The organism is Aliiroseovarius sp. YM-037 (assembly GCF_048060095.1).
In the GTDB taxonomy this organism is placed as follows: domain Bacteria; phylum Pseudomonadota; class Alphaproteobacteria; order Rhodobacterales; family Rhodobacteraceae; genus JBLUOA01.
On the sequence record NZ_JBLUOA010000006.1, the window covers coordinates 51670 to 71665 of the forward strand.

Consider the following 19996-nt stretch of genomic DNA (forward strand, 5'->3'; position numbering starts at 1 on the left):
ATTGATGGGGCGGCATCTTCCGATGTGGCAATCAAATTTCAGACCAACAATCGCAAATCTCACCCGACAAAACCGAGAGTTGATCGAGCTTCGCAAGATTGATGCTGGCCTAAATGTCGAAATCAGCGCAAAAATAGTCGCAATAGGCTCGTGCTTTGGCTCGTTTGGGTCGATCATCGACTGAAAAAGCTGAGGCACACTCGCTTTGACCTGCCGCGCGTCGATACGTTGAACGACCCGTCTTTCGTTTTTGCCAAGTAAAGCTGTGGATCAAACGCACCATTGGGAGGAGATCAGATGAACTTCACGACGAATAGGACCGGGGGTTGGTGCACGGCTGCGCTGGCCGCATTTTTCCTTGTGGCACCTCCGATGGCTGCGGTTGCCCAAACCACCGACAGCGACGCAGAGCCAGCACCGCAAGTGCCTGAAATCACGTTCACCTCTTGGACGGGGCCGTATATGCGCAGCCAGATGCTCGGCTTCGTGCGGCCTTATGAGGATGAGAACGACACGCGCGTTCATGTGGCGCATTACAACGGCGGTATCGACGAAATCCGCGATCAGGTGGAAAGCGCCAATGTCATCTGGGACGTCGTCGATTTGACCCAAGCGGATTCCCTGCGGGCCTGTAACGAAGGGCTGTTAGAGGATCTGTCCGATGTCGACCTGCCCGCCGGTGCCGATGGCACGCCCGCGCAGGACGACTTCGTCGAAGGCGCGCTGAACGAATGCGGCGTCGGCGTGATCGTCTGGGCGACCGCATTTGCCTATAGCAATTCGGCCTTCGGGGATAATCCGCCCACCACGATCAACGACTTTTTTGATGAAGAAACCTATCCGGGGGCGCGGGCGATCCGTGACGACCCGACTGTCATCATGGAATGGGCGCTGATCGCGGATGGCGTCGCGCAGGAAGACGTTTACGCGACACTGGAAACCCCGGAAGGCGTCGAACGCGCATTCGACAAGATGGAATCCATCCGATCCGGTCTGCAACTTTGGCAGTCCGGACGAGAGCCTGTGCGGATGCTGAACGCGGGTGAGGTCACGATGTCGATGATCTGGGCCACGACCGGCGCGACTGCCTCGCAAGAGGAAGGCGCGGATTTCACCGTCAACATGGACGGCCGGGTGGTAGAGCTTGATCTGTTCGGTATTCCGAAGGGCAGCCAGAACAAGGACGCCGCGATCGAATTCATCCGCTACGCCAGCAGCACCGAGGCCTTGGCCGGAATGGTGTCACATCTGCCGAACGGCCCGACGCGGAACTCCTCGCTAGAGCTGTTGTCAGAAGAAACGCTGGCGCAGATCCCGAACGGCCCCGCCTATGAGGATCAGGTTCATATCCTGTCCGATGCCGAATGGTGGGCGGCAAATCATGAACGCCTGGAAGAAGCGTTCGATATCTGGATGTCCGCCGGGGCCCGTCAGGGCGCGGCCGGCACGGTGCGCTAGGTCGCAAACAGGGACAAGGAATAGAAAAATGAGTAGCGAAAATTCAAACCGCGCGGATAACCTGGTCGCCTCGTCTGGCCTGTTCAAAGGGATGAACCCGCTGATGGGCATCGCCTCGATGGTGATGATCGTCGGCTTCGTCCTGTTCACCATTCGCGATGTCGAAGCCTCAAGCGCGATCTTTGCGTCGGGCAAGGAATTCATCATCGGCAGCCTCGATTGGTTTTACGTGATCGTGGTCAATATCGCCCTGTTCTTCGTTATCTGGCTGATGATCAGCCGGTTTGGCGATGTCAAGCTCGGCAAGGACGATGATGAGCCTGACTTTTCCACCTTTTCGTGGATTTGCATGTTGTTCAGCGCCGGGCTGGGGTCCGGCCTGATCTACTGGGGCGTTGCAGAACCGATGTTCCACATCCAAGGCAGCCCCTTCCTGACCCGCGACGGGCTGGAGGCTGGATCGGTCGACGCCGCAGTATCGGCGGTGACGATCACCAACTTCCACTGGGGCTTCCACGGGTGGGGGCTTTACGTACTGGTCGGGCTCTCTCTGGCCTATTTCTCGTATCGTCACGACCTGCCGCTGACCCTGCGCACGGCGCTTTATCCGGTGCTGAAAGAACGAATTTACGGCCCGTGGGGGCATCTGGTCGATCTGATCGGCGTGTTCGGCACGATCTTTGGCCTTGCCACATCGCTTGGCCTTGGCGTGACGCCGATTGCCGCGGGGTTGGAAAACCTTGGGTGGATGTCGAACACCCAGACCAATCAGTTGATCCTCGTGGCGATTATCACCTGCCTTGGCACCGCCTCCGCAGCGTCAGGCGTCGGCAAAGGCGTTCGGATTCTGTCCGAAGCCAATGTGATGGCAAGCGTAGGGCTTTTGGTGCTGTTTATCATCCTCGGCCCGACCGCGTTCCTTCTGGGGATCACGATCTCTGGCTTTGGGGATTACCTCTGGAACGTCATCCCGATGGGCTTCTGGATCAATGGCGATCCCGAGAACCAGTGGCAAAGCTGGTGGACGATCTTCTACTGGGGCTGGTGGATCGCGTGGTGCCCGTTCGTGGGCCTGTTCATCGCCCGCGTCTCCAAAGGTCGCACGATCCGGCAATTCTGCTATTGCGTGCTGCTGATCCCGACATCCGTGGTGATGCTTTGGATGGGCGTCTTTGGCGGTGCGGCGGCGGGCGTTGACCTGTTCTATGACGCAGGCGTCGTGGATGCGGTGAACGAAGACTACGCCGCTGGCGTCTTCGCCGCCGTCGCGGGCTTCGGCTATGACTGGCTGGTCTACCCGATCACGGTGCTGATCACGATCCTGCTGATCTCTTGGTTCGTCACCTCTTCGGACTCGGGCACGCTCGTGATGTGTACGATGCTGTCGATGGGCGACGAACATCCGCCGGTCAAGTTCCGCATCTTCTGGGGACTGACTGCCGGGATTGTCGCGGGGGTGTTGATGCTGGCCGGAGGGTTGAGCGCGCTACAGACCGCCTCTATCGTCGCAGGGCTGCCCATTGCGGTGATCCTGCTCTTCATGATCTACGGCATCGTCCATTCCCTGCACGAAGAACACCCGCTGCCGGATGTGGAGGATAAATACGACCTCGAATTCCTGAACCGCTAGGGTTCTGGAACTGGTCAACTGGTGTGGCAAGGGTGCAGACCACCCCTTGCCACATCTGTTTTTTGGTTGGAGTTCTAAAGGGGCAGCAGGCCCAACAGGTCTTCGGCATTGTCCAACCCAGACGTCGTTAGCCCAACATACCCCGGCCCGCCCTGCGATTGACGGCCAACCGCGTCCGCACCGTGCAAATGCTGCGCCTCCAGCACCGTATAGGGGCGCTGGTAGGTCCACGCGCGGTTGATGACAGCCACCGGGTCCGGGTCTGGCGGGACCTCATCCGTGAAGGCGAAGAAATAAAGCGTGAAGCCATACTCCTGCACCGGTTCAACGCAGATAAGCTTCATTTCCAACTGTTGAACGCAAAGCTGATGAACCTTGTCGATGTCTGCCGTGCGCAAAGTGACTAGGTTCAAGCAAGGCCCACCGCCAAGCGCATCCGCATCACGGAGCGGTGGCTTCGACACGCCTTCGAAAACATGCTGGATCAGTTCGATCTGGAACCCTTCCGGGTCTGACAAATGCGCCAAATAACCGACATCCCGAAACTGGCGCGGCTGGCTGACCTCAACCCCTTTATCAGCAAGCTGCCGATACGCCAGATCAAGATCCGGCACAGAGATCGCGATTTTCCAATAGAGATCATGCGGCGAAGGTTCATAAACGCCCGAGGCTTCCGAAAACGAAATCTCCACCTCGCCCGGACCATACCCAAGCACATTCGGGCCAGTCTGGCGCATCCCTAAAACACCGGTGTAGAAGGCTGCTTTCCCGGCAAGCCCCGCGCTCGCCAGATGAAGCGTGCCGAGTTGTCGATCGGGTGATCTGGCGTGCATCACCTCGCCCCAATCATTCGGCGGCCCGGGTGTTCGCGGGGTTGTGGATAACGACCTGCTGAAACGGAATTTCCCAATTGTGTTTGTTCGCCAACCCGACCATGCAGCGGGCAAGTTCGCGCTCCAGTTCCTCAAACCGATGCGCCGCTGTGCCGGCGACGTCAATCTCAACCTCGTAATCCAGCGACGACGCCCCGGCGCGCAGAAACTCCACGTCGACCTTCTGCAACTCCGACGGCGGCAACAGCGCTTCGAAATGCTCACGAACGCCGCGCCGCATGGCGTCGATCACACCGTCGGTCGCGTCGGCCTGATGCCGATAGCCGATGCCAAACTCAATCTCGATCCGATAGCCGCCGGATAGGTTTTCGGGATTCGTCGCCAGAAAATCCTCGGTCTGGTATGTGACGCGTGACCCGCCCAGCAATTCGACAACAACCATCTCTGGCGTCTGCGCAACGACCTGCCCCGCTGTGTCGTCTGACAGTTTGACCCAGTCGCCCTTGTTCGACGGAAACCATGCCTCATCCACCGCAGCGGGCCGGGAGTGCATGGAAACGATCTCTCGAACTGGAAGCGTGAACTCACCCCCATCAAGGGCCGGATTGACGAGGTCGGTGAAGAAACTAAGACGCGCCACCTTGAACGGCACGCCGTTGAACAACACCCGCTCTCCTTCCTGCACGGCCCCGAGGTTCAGCAATACGGAAAGCTGCTCAAGCAAGTTCGGCAACATTTTCAATGCAACCCACAGCGCAGCGATGAACAACAGCATGGCGAGGCCCAGCAACAACCAATCATTGCGCATGTTGAACACAACGACCATCGCGCCGAAGCTTGCAAAGACCGAAAAGACGACGAACAGGATGCCCCCCAATCGCATCGCGAAGGTCTTTTCTTTTGTTCTGCGTGAGATCGCCTTCTGCGCTAGGAACAGCAAGAGGCGCGCGATGATCAGCACGCCAAGAAACGCCCCGATCCCAAGAATAAGGCTGATGCCGCGATCCCGAAAGAACCGTTGGAACGTCGAATTCACGTTGCGGCCAACCGTCACGCGTTCCGATTGCAAATCCTCGATCTGCTGTGACAGGGCGTCGACTTGCGTTTCATGCAATGTCAGCCGCTCGTTCCAGGTCGACAGATCGTTGTTCAATCGTTCGGCAACCGCGGAGCTCGGCTCCTGCGCCAGAACGGCCTTGATGTTTGCGATGGCAAGCGCGGCGCTATCAAGCCGCCGCACCGCAACATCCTGATTGCGGCGCGCGCGTTCCAATTCACGGGCATCGTTTGTCGCTTCGTTCAGGACAAGCACGAAGGGTTCAATGAGGCTCTGAAGCTCAGAGTTCAAATCAAACTCCGACTCATCCATCGCTTGATAGCCCTGCTCAGAAATGCCGGTTACGACGACTGAAATCTGCTCTTGCACGTCGCTGAGTTCTGACCGGAGCCTCTCTAACTCCTCCGCCGCCGCTTCGTCCCCCTCCTCTGCCGGGACTTCGTTTGCGGTGGCTATTTGATCTTCGAGGCTGGTTTCCAAATCCAACAGAGGCTGCAGCAAATCGATGGTATTCTCAGCGCGTTCCACAATCTCACTGCCGGTGTTTTCCTGCCCCGAGTCCGACGTCTGCGCACTGGCCCAGCTTCCGAATGTCAAACACACTGCCAGAACGACAAATCGCAGGCCCATCGTGTAAATCATGCGCGTATGGTTCAAGTTTCGCCCTCCACCTCTCACTGCCCATCCCACCAGATCAAAGCAGCCCGCCCACCATACCTGTCCAGCGGTTCATGGCCACATCTCAATTCGACCGTCGCGAATACCCCGTCGGCGCCCCCAAATGACATTGACGCAATTGCCGATCTGGTACATCAGCACAACAAAGCGAACGACCAGCTTGCACATGCGGGCTATTTCGACTTTTTTAACGATGCCGAGGCGAGGTCTGCGAAAATCGGGCCGCGTTGGTTATGATTGGCGCGTTGGAATAGAAGAAGAACACGAGGCAACGATGGGCTCGACGCCACTACTGCTTACCAATCAGGTAACGGCCGTTTTCCGAACTCGCCGGAAAGAGGACGCTGTTGTTGTGTCGAATGAGCTTACGGGCAATGCGGAGGCCGTCGTCCCGCCTATGGATTTCGCCGAAGTGGATCTGGACACGGAACAATCCGAAGCTGTCCGAAATACAACGGCTGAACCCCGACCTGCCGCCGACGATGCCGATCTTCGCGCATATGCTTTGTCGCTTGCCGATGCCGACTTGTTTGTTTTAGTCGATGAGCGGACCGAAACACCCGCATCAGAGCTTTCCATCGTCAAGATCGACGGGCGGCAATATACGCTCGCCTTCGAAACCGACGATAACGTGAGTGAACTGCTGGGCCGCGAGGCTGTCACGCTTGCCCTTAAGGGGCGTGATCTTTTCAATCTGGTCAAAGAGCGTGACGTCAGAGTCGCGATGAATGCCGGCGACCCGGAATCGGCAAAGCTGTTGTCGTGTGAATTGATCGATTGGGTGTGTGACAGGTTTGAAGAAGATGCCGCCGCAGAAACCCCCCAGTCGTTTGAACAGACATTCAACTTCAGGGCGTTGCTGACCCCACGGAATTTTCCGGACACGGTGAAAGTGCGTCTGGGCGAAACACTCTCGCCCTTGTCTGATCTGTTCGATCAGGCCTTTCTTCTGAGGGCCGAGTATGAGGATGGTAAATCCGGCTATCTCCTCGCCGTATCTTCTGTCGAAGAGGACAATCAAAGACGTATCGCAGACGCGATAACCACCGCCGTGACCGAAAGCGGTCAAATCGACCTCAAGCTTGATATCGCGATGCTGACCGACGACGAAGACACCCTGAATCGTCTTGGCCGGGTCGCCGTTGTCATCAAGCCTGCGCGTGCGAATAATCGTCAGGGATTGCGGTTCCGCCGCGCCCCAAGCGAGGATACGGACCAGACCTAAGCGACCAAAACGACCCCGGCGTTTGGAATAATCCGCGATTAAGAAATTTTTTACTTTTCTTGGCTCAACGCTGGATTGTTCATGCCTGCTTGACTCTTCCGGGGCGATTTATCCCCAGAAAGAGACAGTATCGGCCGTTTGCCGTGAATGTCCCTAATTCGTGACACAAATTCTCCCCAATTTTCGGTGAAATGAAACCGGTTGTTAACCAAAGTGGGGAAGTGAGCATGAAAATCAGTGTTTTCGGCATCGGCTATGTTGGCGTTGTTTCTGCAGCGTGTCTGGCCAAAGAAGGTCACGACGTTATTGCGGTCGATGTTGACCCTGGCAAAATTGATTCAATCAATGCGGGGAATTCTCCGATTGTTGAGCAGGGCATTGATGATCTTGTTCGCGAGGTTGTTGCCGCAGGAAAGCTGACCGCAACAGCAGATACAGAATTCGCCGTTCAGAATACCGAAGCGTCGTTCATCTGTGTTGGGACACCATCGGCCCCGGACGGGTCCGTTGGCCTGACCTATGTCGAAGGCGTCTGCCGTAATATCGGCGCGGCACTTGCAGGCAAATCGGATTATCATTCGGTCATCGTTCGTTCGACCATCGTGCCGGGCAGCACCGAAGACTGCTGCATCCCCGCGCTTGAAGAAACATCGGGCAAATCGGCCGGTGTTGGCTTTGGCCTTGGATATTACCCGGAATTCCTGCGCGAAAGCACGGCAATCAAAGACTACCATGATCCGGGCCTGATCGTGTTCGGATCGATGGATCAGCCGACGCAGCATATCCTGACCTCGCTGAACGAACATTTGCCTTGCGAGATTCACAAGGTCGATATCCGCACGGCCGAGATGGTCAAGTACACGTCGAACGCCTGGCGCGCGACCAAAGTTACCTTTGCCAATGAAATCGGAAATATCGCCAAGGCGTCTGATATTGACGGCCAGACGGTGATGGAAATCCTGTGTTCCGATGACAAGGTGGCGATGTCGCCCTACTTCATGCGGCCGGGCTTTGCCTTTGGCGGATCGTGCTTGCCGAAAGACGTCCGCGCACTGCGCTATCTGGCCCGCAGCACAAACACCTCAGCCCATTTGCTGGAATCCGTTCTCAAGGCGAACGAGGAACAGATCGCCCGTGCGGAATCCATGGTCGAAGCCTCCGGTGCGCGAAAGGTCGGGTTCGTCGGGATCAGCTTTAAACCCGGAACCGACGATCTGCGGGAAAGCCCGCTTGTCGCGCTCGCATCGCGTCTGATCGGCAAGGGGATCGAGGTCAACGTCTATGACCCGTTTGTTCAGGAAGCCTTCGACGCCGGAACACCGGGGGCGGGCCGTGGCAATGACGGCATCCCCGACCTGAAAGACCGGATGGTCGATGACCTCGACCAACTGCTGAATGACGCAGGTGCTGTCTTGGTCGGTAACTACTACGCCGACACGGTTGAAAAGCTGAAGGCCGCCGCCGACCGGCAAACCGTCGTCGACCTGACCAGACTGCATCGCGATCTGGTCAGCGAAGGCTCCTACGCCGGCATCTGCTGGTAAGGCGCGGGAAAGGGCGGGGGCCATGACACGCGCGATGACGCATATCGCCTATTTCGGACTCATCGTCTTGTTGACGCTGTCCGTTCCGGCGGCATTCGTGGGCGACCCCCGCGCTGCGCGACACGCGATCGTCGTCATCGGGATACTCGGCGCATGGCGCTATTCCTGGGCGACGATCAACTTCACCCGCGCGATCATTTTCCGCCGTTTCGCCCACCCGAAACGCAAACGGAAAGCGTTCAAGCGATACAAGGAAAGCGGGGTCGTCAGCCACGCGTTCTTCATGGTCACGTCCTACATGGTCGATCAGGACACCACGCTGATGGTCTACCGGCGCCTGTTTCGTGCCGCGGCGAACGCCGAAGGCGGCGCGACCATCGTATCGTCGGTCGTGGATGGCGCTGATGAACGTCTGATCCGTCAGGTCTATGCGACGATGCAGGAAGACATGTCGTCGGTCAAACTGGTGATCGACCGGATCAAGTCGAACGGCAAGCGCGATGCAATGGCGCGGGCGCTGCGGATACTGGCGTCGTTCTCGCCCACGCCGCATGACATCATGATCTTCGTCGATGGCGATACCGTCGTTCCCGACGATGTCGTTGCCCAGTCCGCGCCGTGGTTCAGCGACCCCAATGTCGGGGCGCTGACGACGCACGAGGCCGCGATCATCGAGGAAGAGGGGCTGTTCAAGGACTGGTTCACCCTGCGCTTCAACCAGCGGCAGGTCATGATGTGTTCGATGGGCCTTGCCCGGAACGTGCTGACCCTGACCGGGCGCATGTCCGTGTTCCGCGCCACGCTGGCGACTGATCCGAATTTTGTTCAGGGCGTCGGTCACGACTATCTGGACCACTGGCGCCTTGGTCGCGTCAACTTCCTGACCGGCGATGACAAATCGACGTGGTATTGGCTGCTCAGAAACGGCTACCAGATGCTTTACCTGCCGGACGTGGTTTCCAGATCGGTGGAAACACAGCCAAGGGATACGTTCTTTGACAGCGCCAAGACGCTTATGGTGCGCTGGTTCGGCAACATGATGCGCACGAACGGGCGTGCCCTGACGCTGGGCCCGAAGGCGATGGGGTTCTTTACCTGGTGGTCGATCCTTGATCAGCGGGTCAGCATGTTCACGACGCTGGTCGGCCCGATCTCGATTCTGGCGACCGCCATCCTGCTGACCCCGGCGGTGCTGCCGCTATATATCGGCTGGGTTCTGGCGACGCGCTATATCTTCTGCGCCTTCATCGCGCTGTTCAACGGCACATGGTTCCCGGTCACGCACCCGCCGACGCTTTACTTTTCGCAGATCGTCGGGGCAGCGATCAAAACCTTCGTCCTGTTTCGCCTCGATAAGCAGAAATGGACTCGCCAAAATTCAACCGGCAAGGCCGCCGTATTGGCCTATTTCGACCGCCTCAAAGCAGTGGAATCTGCAGCACACCACGTCGCAACGTTGTGCTGGCTGACAATCGCTGTCCTCTTCGTAATGACAATATAAGAGAAGAATAATGGGACTTAGAAACATCGAGAATAAGGGACTTAACCTGGTCAGCACCAGCGTCCCCGCATCCTACGAGTTCGGCTTTGAGAATGAGCATCCGACCGTTTCGCCGCCGTTCACGATGTCGGTGTTTGGGCAGCGCTTCGAAGGGCGCCGCCTTTCGCTGACGACGGTGCATCTCGCCGCAGAGGACGAGGTGATCCTGATCGCCGGGTCCAACCACACGGTCACGATCCAGTTCGAGTTCCAGAATTTTTCCGTGTCGATCTACCCCGAGGTGATCGTTGTCGGCGAGAAAAACGGTGAGCTGATCCTGAAATTCGCGGACCCGTCCGGGGATCACGCGGCGCAGCTTCGGTTCGTTCTGAACAGCTTTATCGCGGGCGATTTCGTCACACTCGGATCGGTGATGAGCTATTCCGGCCCGACAAAGCCGAAAGAAGAAAAGGCGGCGGTCGAGAAAAACTGGAAAGAACGGTATCGGTCGATCGGGGTGTTCTTGGCCTCTGCCGCGCTTGCTGTCGTCGCGGCGTCGGCGCTCTTTACGCGCTACACGACCAGCTACGAAATGCACCCCGTTCTGATCGAACGCGCGGGTCATTCCATGCAGGCAACGACCGCCGGTCAGGTGGCTTATCTGAACCCCGAGGCGACAAAGGGAGAGATTCTTTTTTCGGTTAACGCGAATAGTGGCGACGTGCTGAACTTCCAGATGCCATGTGACTGTAAAGCTGTTTTGGCTCAAGGTGTTAGAGAAGGCATAACAGTTCTTCCTTCCGACGTAATCTTGACAATATTGGTTAATAACTTCGATCTCAGCATAGAGACTTTGATGAGTGTCGAAGGGCTAGCACGCGCGATGAGTGGGGATCACGTGTATCTGGATCTGGCGGACGGACGGTCCATCCCAGTTCAGGTAATTGCTGGCCAGGCCGCCAACACCGCCGCACTAAGTGGTGAACTGTTGGTCCCGGTCCGACTGGAAGCTCCTGAAGGTGCTCTGTCAGAGACTGACATAGGAAAGTTTGCTCAGTTGCGGTTGACGAAGTCGTTCTTCTGAACCGAGCACATCGAGGGGAGTTGACGTGAAAAAGATTTACCCACTCATACTGTGCGGAGGCAGCGGCACACGCTTGTGGCCCCTTTCGCGGACACGGAGCCCAAAGCAGTTCCAGAAAATTGGCGGCAAGAACTCTCTGACGTTCTTCCAGACGGCCATCCAGCGCCACCGAGGTGAGCGTTTTCACGAACCTTGCATCGTGACCAATCTGCGCCATCGCGGCACCGTGGTCAGCCAGTTGCGCGAAATTCAGTCAGGGTCGCAGATCATTTGCGAACCGATGGGGCGGAATACCGGCCCGGCCGTCCTGGCCGCCGCACACGCCATGAACAGCCGCGACCCGAATGCGATCATTCTGGTTATCCCGGCAGATCACGTCATCGAAGGCGACATCAACGAAACGATCTTTTCGCAGGTCGACGCGGTCGCCGACGGACAAATCGTTACATTCGGCATTGCGCCGCGTGGGCCCGAAACCGGTTTTGGCTACGTCGTTCGTGGCGAAGAACTCGCGGATCATCCCGGCCTGCATAAGGTTGAACAATTCATCGAAAAGCCTCCGCTGCAACAGGCAGAGGAACTTGTCGCCGGTGGAAATGCGTCTTGGGCGTCCGGGATTTCGATGTTCTCGGCCCGGTCGATCATCGAAGAATACGAAAAACACGATCCTGAAACCGCCGCGAACGTGAAAAAATCGGTCATGGGCGCGAGCCTGTTCCCCGAGGCGTTGTATCTTGACGCCGACGGGTTCAGCCAGACGAAAGCAGAGCCGACGGAAAAAGCGGTTTTCGAAAAGACCGACCGCATCGCCACCGTTTCGCTTGATGTGACGTGGAGCGATGTTGGCAGCTGGGCTGCGATGTATGACATCTCGGCACCGGACAAGGACGGCAACGTCTTTCAGGGTGATGTTGTCGCCGTGAATTCGAAAAACACTCTGGTTCGGTCGGAAAGCCGATTGGTAAGCGTCGTTGGGGTTTCAGACATCATCGTCGTCGACACCTCTGACGCGATCCTGATTACCCGGCGCAACAAGTCGCAGCACGTCAAGGAAGTGGTCGAAATCCTCAAGAAAAACAGCCGATCCGAAGCAGAGCATAACGTCGGGGCCGCACCAAAGATGATCCCCTTCTCTGCGCCAAAGGTTCAGGAACAGATCCTGCAAACGGACAATTTTCAGTTGGGAACAAGCCAGATCCCGGTTGGCGGATGTATTGACATGGAAGACGGTCACGGAAAGCAGGTGATTGTCGTAAACGGGTCGGTGCACGCACAGGGTCCGGGTTGGCAGAAAACGGTTCGCGAAGGCGGTCGTATCTACTCCGATCCCGAAGGCTCAATCCGCATCACGAACTGCGAAGATGTCGAGACAGAACTGCTGTTCATGGCGTTCGATGTCGGGGTGGAATCGCCCAAGTCCGTGCCAATGGCCGGACATGCCTAGCCTTTTCAGGAAGGGATGCTTAGACGCTCAGCGATTGATCCTCGCCGCCCTTTTTGGTGCGCATATGTCAGGCGCAAGCTCTGCCGCGGAACCCGCGTGGGAACTGCTGGAGCTTCGGGCCAATCTGACCCAGCTTTCCGATGACCTTCGGCCCCGTGGTGGGTCCAGAGAACCAAGGGTGCGCGACTTGGTTGAGGGGCTGAGCTGGTCCCTGCCAAACGCGGTCCCATCGAATAACCCCGAACTCCGCGACCCTGCCACCCCTGCGGTATTCGGCTGGACAGACGGGCGGATGGCCCTTGCCACCCTGTCGCAAGTTTACGGGGGTGCTGACAATTTCGACGTGCTGCAAGCCACGCGAAAAGGCGATAACGAGGCTATTCTTATTGAATCCGGCGTCGCAACGCTGGATCAGCTTCGCAGAAACCTGACCAACCGCCATATCGGATGGGATGTCAGAACCCGAACCGATGTGCTTCGGGTGCCGATCATCGTTGGCCAAGACGCGACCTTGCAGCTTGGCCGCGATGAGGTGTTGATGCTCAGCCGGCGCGATGGCGCGTTTATTATGAACTACGGCCGTCTTGAGGTTATGGGCGGGGAAATATCCGCCACCACGGACCAGAATGAACGCAATGATGAGTTCAATCCGTTCATCGCCTCACTTGGGTCGGGGTCTGTGCATCTGTCCGAGGCGACGTTCACGGGACTCGGCTTTGGCAATACCGAAAAATTCGGCGGATTTTCGATCCTTGCCTACCCGACGCTGCGCCCCTCACAGCGCTCCGTCATCGAATACAGCAGCTTTGAAGGCTTGGTCACGCTGTCCGTCGTTGGCGTGACGAATGTAGAGCTGCGGGAAAACAAGCTGTTCGACATGCGGCGCATTCCGCTTCTGATTTCGCGGTCGCAAAACGCCTTGGTCGTCGGAAACCTGTTCGCAGGCGACTCTCCTACCAACGCCATTCGGGTGTCTGACGGATCGGACCGCACCAAGATCATCGGAAACATCATCCTTGAAGGCAGGCGTGCCGGGTTGCTGATTGCATCGGGCAGCGATCATGTTGAGGTCAGCGGCAACCTGATCTGGCACCGCAACGGCGGCGGCGTAAAGCTGCACAATGTGGCGTGCGGGCGCGTCGAACAAAACACCATTGTCGACGACAAGCAAAAGGGCGTGGAAATTCGCAACAGCCGGGATTCCTTCATCCACGCGAACCATATTATCGGCAATAAGAACGCAGGAATATGGGTGTCCGACCAGATCGCCAGCGATGTTACCTATGTCTCTGACAATATGATGCGCGAAAACGGGTCGGGTGTTGCGACGGCAACCGGTGCAAATATCGCGATGTCGGGCAATGATCTGTCAATGCAACTGCCGCGGCTGCTGGATGGCGATGTCACGCAGCACTTCCGTTCAATCGTCAGGGACTTGCACGGGCAAACACCGATCATACTAAACGCTGGCGGTGCGCTGGAAACAGAGCAACTATCCCCGGAGTCGTGCGAGTCTTGATCCGCGACACCCCTGAGATAGACTGAGGTTAACGACTTAGACAAATAAGCGACGACGGCTTGGGGTTGGCGACGCGCGCAAAGAAAGCGCAAACATACTTGGGTGCGAGCAAGGGACGATGGGGCGAACAGGAATAAATCCTATTTGGTTAAGGGATTGGCTAAAGATATTCCTTGTATCTTTGGCGGTGCTTTTTTCCGTGCCGGAAACAGCGAAATCTCAGTCAAACCTTGGGTGCCGTGACCTTCTCGGGGGGCGGTTTCCGGCGATCGAGGGCACGGGCGGCATGTTCTTCCGGGTAGAGCCGGATATGCTGATGTATAATCGGCTGTCCGACGAAATGGTCGATCAGATCGGCGACCTCGCCAAAGCCTTGTCCGCGAACGGCACGACGCTGGTTTTGTTGCCGATGCCGACGAAAGCGCTGGTGATGTCGGAACGCCTTGGCCCCGACGCCGCGCAATTCGGATACGATCCGTCGCTGGCCGCAACGATATATGCCGACACGCTGGCCCGGCTGGACGCCGCCGGTGTGACACTGATCGACGTGCGCGCGGTTCTGCGCAATGCCAACGCGCAAAGCCAACCCTATTTTGACGCTGACAGCCGGTTGAACAATGCCGGGCTGCTGGCCTTGGCCCGCGCATTTGCCGAAGGCGTCGTTGGTGCCGATACCTCCGGCATCGCGACTGAGACTGTCGGAACCACCGAACTTGCATCCGTCGAACGGCTGTCGCTTCAATCACAGTGCCTGATGTCGTTGCCCGAAGTCTCATCGCCCGATGTCAGGCTTGATACGGCTGAGGTGCCAGACGGCTCGACGGCCAGCCGGATCATGTTGGCAAACACCGATCTGACCGGGCAAAGCGACCTTAATTTCGTGCATTACCTTGCCGGACTATCCGGCCTGCCGGTTGCGCAGCACAGCGTTACCGACAGCGGCGTGGCCGCAGCTGCGTCTGCGCTGACGTCAGACACGTTCTGGGACCTGCGGCCCGAATATCTGATCTGGGAATTGCCGCTTTGGCAGAATCCGGGGCGTCATGGCGACCAACCTCTGCGCGAACTGATCGCTGCCGCGAAAGGGCAATGCGGTCAGGAACTGGTGGCGGAGCGCACCGACACAGGGAAGCTTCGCGTCGATCTGCCGCAGCTTGATCGGCCCAAGGTTCATTCCCTGTTGCTTCAGTTGGGCGATCAGGCCACACGCCGCGCTGATTTCGGCTTCACCTCTGCGCAGGGCCAAGTTCGGTCGCGATCGATCCTGCGCCCGGAGGATCAGCAGCCAACCACTCGTTTTCTCATGCCGATGACCGGCCTGTGGCCGGATGGGGCCGAAACGGTCGAGGTCACATCAGATGCGATTGCAGATGGCGACGCCAAGGTATTCCTATGCGAAGGATAGGTATGATGACCGGGAAACGCATCAGCGGCGTTCTGTTCGCACTCGTTTGCCTTGCGATGCCACGGCCCGCATCGGCAGAGCTTTTGTCGCTGAATTTCCTGCCACCGGACCTGCCCGCCAGCAACCTGTGCGGAATACAAGTGGCGGATGCAGACCCCGCATCCAGCGAAGAAAACGAAGGGGGCGACGGACGACAAGACCTGACTGAAGAGGATCGGCTGGATTTCCTGTCGCGCGATATCAACAGCCTGACCCGCCAAAACCCGGACGCGTGGTTTGACTTCATCGCTGGCCTGATCACCTACCGGGCAGAACTTGACCCCGAGTTTGCCGGCGCCGAAGAAGCCTTCGCGCGGATCAACCTATATGTCGCGGCCGAGCGGTTTGACGAATTGCAGCAAACCGAAACCGTCGAAAACCTGCGATTTCAGGCCGATACGCTCACGAACAATCAAAAGGTAAAACTGGCACATTACTACCTGTCCGGGGTCGGCGTCGCACAAGACCGAGACCTCGCGCTGGAACTTATTGTTAGCGCCGCGCTGGAAGGTAACGCGAACGCCCTGCTGGACATCGTGCGGATGCAGCTATCCGGCGAAGAGATGACGGATTGGTCCCTATCAGCCGAGCAGACAGCGACGATGGCCTATGGCGGCGTGATCGGCAAACTCAACGCCGGTATCTGCAATCGCGCCGAACGTCTGGCGCGGGAATACACCGACGGCGACATCCTTTCGCCCAACCCTGATCTTGCCTACGCGTGGCGAAAATTCGCGGCGGATATGGGCGGCAAGGATGCCGCGTGGCGCGTCGTTGAACACCAGTTGAACTCCGTGTCCCCCGAAAAGGATTACGAGGAACTGCAGCGCTATCTGAACATCGCTATCGGTGATTTTCGGGACATCGGCAGCGCTGACGTTCATCGGTTGATCGACCAAGGCGCACGTTCAGAGGCTGATGTCAAAAACGTCCTAGGCCATTATCCCAGCCCCTCTCCGTCGTTGCAAAGGCGATCCGCCGTACCATTTCTGGAACTGGACCTCGACCTTGAAACCGGCGACCAAGCCACCGACAGCCCCTATCTGCAATACCTGCGCGAAATCGCAGCCATCCCCGACGCGCCCGGCCTGATCTACACCCGGCTGGCAAAGGAACTGCTGCTGTTGAAAGGCGCGTGGGAAGGGGCTGCCGAAGCGGTCCCCATCCTCGAACAAGCCGTCGAACTGGGCGAACCCGAAGCAATGGCCATTCTTGCCGAAATTCTGCTGCGCGACGTGGATGATCCGGCCATCGCCAAACGGGCGGAACAATTGCTGATTGATTCCGTGTCGCTTCACGGGCACGCGCCATCGATGAATAGGCTGACTAACCTCTATCGCTGCCAGATGCCCAACGCCCCCTTGCTGGCCGAGGCGAACTATTGGGCCGACACCTATGGGGCGACCGATCTTGCGCCGATCAGAATGCCCGCAACCGATCTGGCCCGGATCGACGCAACGCTAGAGCCCGAAGCCGTCGCAAAAATCCAGAGCTTAGCCCTTCTCGGCCATGGCAGTTCAGCCGCGAACCTGCTGCAATTGATGCAATCTGACCTTATGGTGTCGGACCAGACCCTTCGGTTTTGGGCAGAGCGCGTAGGTCGCAGCGACCGGGCGCTCGAAGATTTCGTGCGTCAGGAATTCGAACTCGCCCTGACCAGCGAACAGCGCCAGAAAGCGGTAGAGATTTTCCGGCGCGCCTACCTTCACATCGGCCCGGCGATTACGCTCGATCTGGCGGTCGCGTTGGTGAAACATGCCGGGCGCGATCCGGTGGTCAGCGCGGAAATCCAGCAACTTCTGTATGACGCCGGCCAACGTGGCGAAGGGGCCGCAATCCGTCTGCTGAGCCGTCTGACCAAATCGGAAGGGATCATCACCTACGGCGTGTTCAGCGACGCAATCGAAACGCGCGGCGACTTTCTGGCCTTCATGTTCGCCGCCCCGTTCATCACCGATGAGGAGTTCGATGACTACATGAAGCGCGCCGTTTCGATCATGAACTGCACCTCTAAAGACATTGCAGAACTGACCGATGCCTACGTCCTGCGCGGCCGCGCGGACGAAGCGACCCATTGGACAAAAATCGGGCTGACAATCGAAGAAGGCCATATTCTTTCGCGGCTGGGGATCAACGAAGTGCACCGCGCCTATTTCGGCACCGGCGCGCCGGAGGCGTTTGAACCGAACGACACCGCCCCTGCCGATCTGGCCACCCTGCAACGGGCTTACCTGCTGGCCTCAAACCCAAACGCCCGTGCGTATGATCCTGAGGGTGCGGCAGGCCACCTCGTCTCCCTGCTTAGCCAATCGGACAGCTCCGTTCTGTCGTGGGCGCTTGATAAGTATCGAAGCGCCCGCCGCCCCGTGCAGCGTGGCGTCGAGGCGCAGCTTGATATTCCAGCGGTCTATGAACAGGTCGCAAATTCCGGCGACAGCCGGGCGATGTTTGAATACGGAATGCACTTGCGTACGCAGGCAGAGGGGGCGACGGACTTGGCTCAATCGACCGACTGGCTGCGACAAGCGGCAGAATCCGGTCTAAGTCAGGCGATGGTCGAATATGCCTATGCAATCGGCTTTGGTCTTGGCCAGACCCCTGATCCAAAGCTGGCGGTCATCTGGCTGCAAAAAGCCGACGGCCTGAACGCGCCCGACGCGCGGGGGCTGCTCGACATCTTCAACGCGATGACCCGTGAATGAAACCCCGCACCCTCAGACCCATCGCAATATGGTCCGCCGCCATCCTGTTTCTGTATTGCAGCCCCTCTGCCGTGCACGCCGAAGACCGCTGTGCGCCTGAAACCCCGCCGATCATCTCGCTGTCCTATGTCAGCCGCTATTCCGACGACGACGGCAGCAGCAGCGTCTTGGACCCGCTCCGCGAGGCAGAGGCCGAGGCTGCGCTCGCGCCGCTCGACCAGTTCATCGTCGACCTCGCGGTGCTGACTGATCGGCTATACACCGGCACCGTCAGCGACCGCGAAGCCACCTCGACCTGCATCCTTGAACAGCTTGCCCACTGGGCCAGCGCAGATGCGCTTTCGGACCTTGGCACCGAAACGGTCGAATTGACAATCGGCGCGAGGTTGGCGGCGTTTGGCATGATCCTCTGGCAAACCTCACCCTATGCGCCCGCCGACCCAAACCGCGATGTTATCCTTGATTGGTTGGGGCGGCGCATGGACGCGCAGATGGCATTTTGGGAAACCGCCCATGAAGGCGCGCAAACCGGAAATCTGCGGGCGTGGGCTGGCCTTGCCGCGGCGGCGTATTCCCTTCAGGCGGACAGTCCAGAAAAACGGGATTGGGCGGTCAAATCTGTTGAGGCGGTTTTATGCACAGCATCGCCAGACGGAAGCCTGCCGCAAGAAATGTCGCGCGGAAAATACGCCCTGCATTACCAACTTCACGCAATCGCGCCGCTGGTCTCCGCGACCCTTCTGCTGGAACGGCAAAGGGTGCCAATCAGCGATAGCTGCAACGGCGCCCTGCACCGCGTCGTCGACTTCGCAGTGTCCGATCTGTCGGACGGCAAACAAACCCAAGCCATCACCGGCACCGAACAAAACCTGTTCGACGGCACCGATACGTTGATGAACTTCCAACTGGCGTGGATCGAGCCTTATCTGCTACTGCGAAGCAGCGAAGCACTTGAAGACCTCGCAACGAATTTCCGCCCCCTGACCTACTCAAAACTCGGGGGCAATCAGACGGAGCTTTGGCAGCGGTAGCCCGATAGGGCCACCCCTCCCCTGTCATTTCCTTCACTCCGACGCGCCGATTTCTTTATAATTACGCATAACCTCGGCGTGCGGTTCGATCACACCCCACTGGCCCGCCGCGAATTCGATATCCAGCGCCTTGGCCCAAGCGGCTTGCGATGTAACCTCAGGATCTGTCGCTTAAGCATGACATTCTAAATAGCCGTCCCGGCCAACGCCTGTTGATGCGATCGCAGCGATTACGTTGTATTCTTACCTAAAGATGGAACCTGCAAACCCCGATCTGGCCAAATTTCCCGCGAATGGAGCATCAACTGAAGATAGCGACGCGTGTAGGCGAACGTTTCGTAGAAAAGCGACAACGGTGTAGGCCAAGGCGGGGTCAGCGCGGCTTCTGCCTCGCCGGCGTCAAAATGCAGAACTGCATCGTGCTTTTGCGCCAGGTGTTGCATGCGCTTGTTCTCTTTCAGGCAGAGCATGTGAATCGACTTGATGTTGCGGTTCTGCGCTGCGGTGATAGCACGGTCGAATAATGCACCACCGATGCCCAACTCCTGCCATTCGGGTTCAACCAATAAAGCAATCTCGGCGGTCCGAGGCCATCTGTCCTTAACAACACGCAATTCAGCGATACCGTGCAATGTTTGATCGGGGAAAGCGCCAAAAGCCACGGTATCCGTCGACATCAGGCTTTCGACGTAGCTTTTCAGATACTCATCACTCACCGGGGCACCGAACCTGAGGCGGCGCGTTTGCAGGTCCATTCTTTGAAAGAAATCGACCATTGTTGCCTGGTCAGACTGCCACAATCGTCTGATATTGGGTCGGATATAGCCTGCTTCAGTTTCCATGAACTCGGACCTTATTGCTAAAACA

The 19996-nt window shown here is 58.0% G+C and carries 14 protein-coding genes; 11 read left to right on the plus strand and 3 right to left on the minus strand.

The window, feature by feature from the left end; genetic code table 11:
* Window positions 1–297: 297 nt before the first annotated feature.
* Window positions 298–1458, plus strand: a complete 1161-nt coding sequence (locus ACEWPJ_RS16565; protein ID WP_416514235.1) for an extracellular solute-binding protein — start codon at window positions 298–300, stop codon at window positions 1456–1458.
* Window positions 1459–1486: 28 nt separating this feature from the next.
* The gene (locus ACEWPJ_RS16570; protein ID WP_416514236.1) at window positions 1487–3088 is read left to right on the plus strand and encodes a BCCT family transporter; all 1602 of its coding nucleotides are present in this window, start codon (window positions 1487–1489) and stop codon (window positions 3086–3088) included.
* Window positions 3089–3162: 74 nt separating this feature from the next.
* On the opposite strand, the gene ACEWPJ_RS16575 is transcribed toward ACEWPJ_RS16570, so the two are convergent.
* A complete protein-coding gene (locus ACEWPJ_RS16575) occupies window positions 3163–3921 on the minus strand; it encodes a VOC family protein (RefSeq protein ID WP_416514237.1) in 759 nt (252 codons plus the stop codon).
* Window positions 3922–3934: 13 nt separating this feature from the next.
* Window positions 3935–5620, minus strand: a complete 1686-nt coding sequence (locus ACEWPJ_RS16580) for a hypothetical protein (protein ID WP_416514238.1) — start codon at window positions 5618–5620, stop codon at window positions 3935–3937.
* Between the two features lie 388 nt (window positions 5621–6008).
* On the opposite strand from ACEWPJ_RS16580, the gene ACEWPJ_RS16585 reads away from it, so the two are divergent.
* From ACEWPJ_RS16585 to ACEWPJ_RS16625, 9 genes are all read left to right on the plus strand, one after another.
* Complete coding sequence (locus ACEWPJ_RS16585) at window positions 6009–6881, plus strand: hypothetical protein (RefSeq protein WP_416514239.1); 873 nt, start codon at window positions 6009–6011, stop codon at window positions 6879–6881.
* A gap of 227 nt (window positions 6882–7108) precedes the next feature.
* Window positions 7109–8425 carry a nucleotide sugar dehydrogenase gene (locus tag ACEWPJ_RS16590; RefSeq protein WP_416514240.1) on the plus strand — a complete coding sequence of 439 codons (1317 nt, stop codon included), beginning with the start codon at window positions 7109–7111 and terminating at the stop codon, window positions 8423–8425.
* Between the two features lie 22 nt (window positions 8426–8447).
* A complete protein-coding gene (locus ACEWPJ_RS16595; RefSeq protein ID WP_416514241.1) occupies window positions 8448–9926 on the plus strand; it encodes a glycosyltransferase in 1479 nt (492 codons plus the stop codon).
* A 10-nt stretch (window positions 9927–9936) separates the two neighbouring features.
* Window positions 9937–10989, plus strand: coding sequence for a hypothetical protein (locus ACEWPJ_RS16600; RefSeq protein ID WP_416514242.1), 1053 nt, complete (start codon window positions 9937–9939; stop codon window positions 10987–10989).
* Between the two features lie 25 nt (window positions 10990–11014).
* A complete protein-coding gene (locus ACEWPJ_RS16605; RefSeq protein ID WP_416514243.1) occupies window positions 11015–12433 on the plus strand; it encodes a mannose-1-phosphate guanylyltransferase in 1419 nt (472 codons plus the stop codon).
* Complete coding sequence (locus ACEWPJ_RS16610) at window positions 12426–13952, plus strand: right-handed parallel beta-helix repeat-containing protein (RefSeq protein WP_416514244.1); 1527 nt, start codon at window positions 12426–12428, stop codon at window positions 13950–13952. Before ACEWPJ_RS16605 ends, ACEWPJ_RS16610 begins: the two co-directional genes overlap by 8 nt.
* Before the next feature lie 187 nt (window positions 13953–14139).
* Window positions 14140–15357 carry an alginate O-acetyltransferase AlgX-related protein gene (locus tag ACEWPJ_RS16615; protein WP_416514245.1) on the plus strand — a complete coding sequence of 406 codons (1218 nt, stop codon included), beginning with the start codon at window positions 14140–14142 and terminating at the stop codon, window positions 15355–15357.
* Window positions 15358–15362: 5 nt separating this feature from the next.
* Window positions 15363–18098 carry a hypothetical protein gene (locus ACEWPJ_RS16620; protein WP_416514246.1) on the plus strand — a complete coding sequence of 912 codons (2736 nt, stop codon included), beginning with the start codon at window positions 15363–15365 and terminating at the stop codon, window positions 18096–18098.
* The gene (locus ACEWPJ_RS16625; protein WP_416514247.1) at window positions 18095–19129 is read left to right on the plus strand and encodes an alginate lyase family protein; all 1035 of its coding nucleotides are present in this window, start codon (window positions 18095–18097) and stop codon (window positions 19127–19129) included. Before ACEWPJ_RS16620 ends, ACEWPJ_RS16625 begins: the two co-directional genes overlap by 4 nt.
* Before the next feature lie 230 nt (window positions 19130–19359).
* Here ACEWPJ_RS16625 and ACEWPJ_RS16630 read toward each other — a convergent pair whose 3' ends face one another.
* Complete coding sequence (locus ACEWPJ_RS16630) at window positions 19360–19971, minus strand: GNAT family N-acetyltransferase (RefSeq protein ID WP_416514248.1); 612 nt, start codon at window positions 19969–19971, stop codon at window positions 19360–19362.
* Between the last annotated feature and the right edge of the window lie 25 nt (window positions 19972–19996).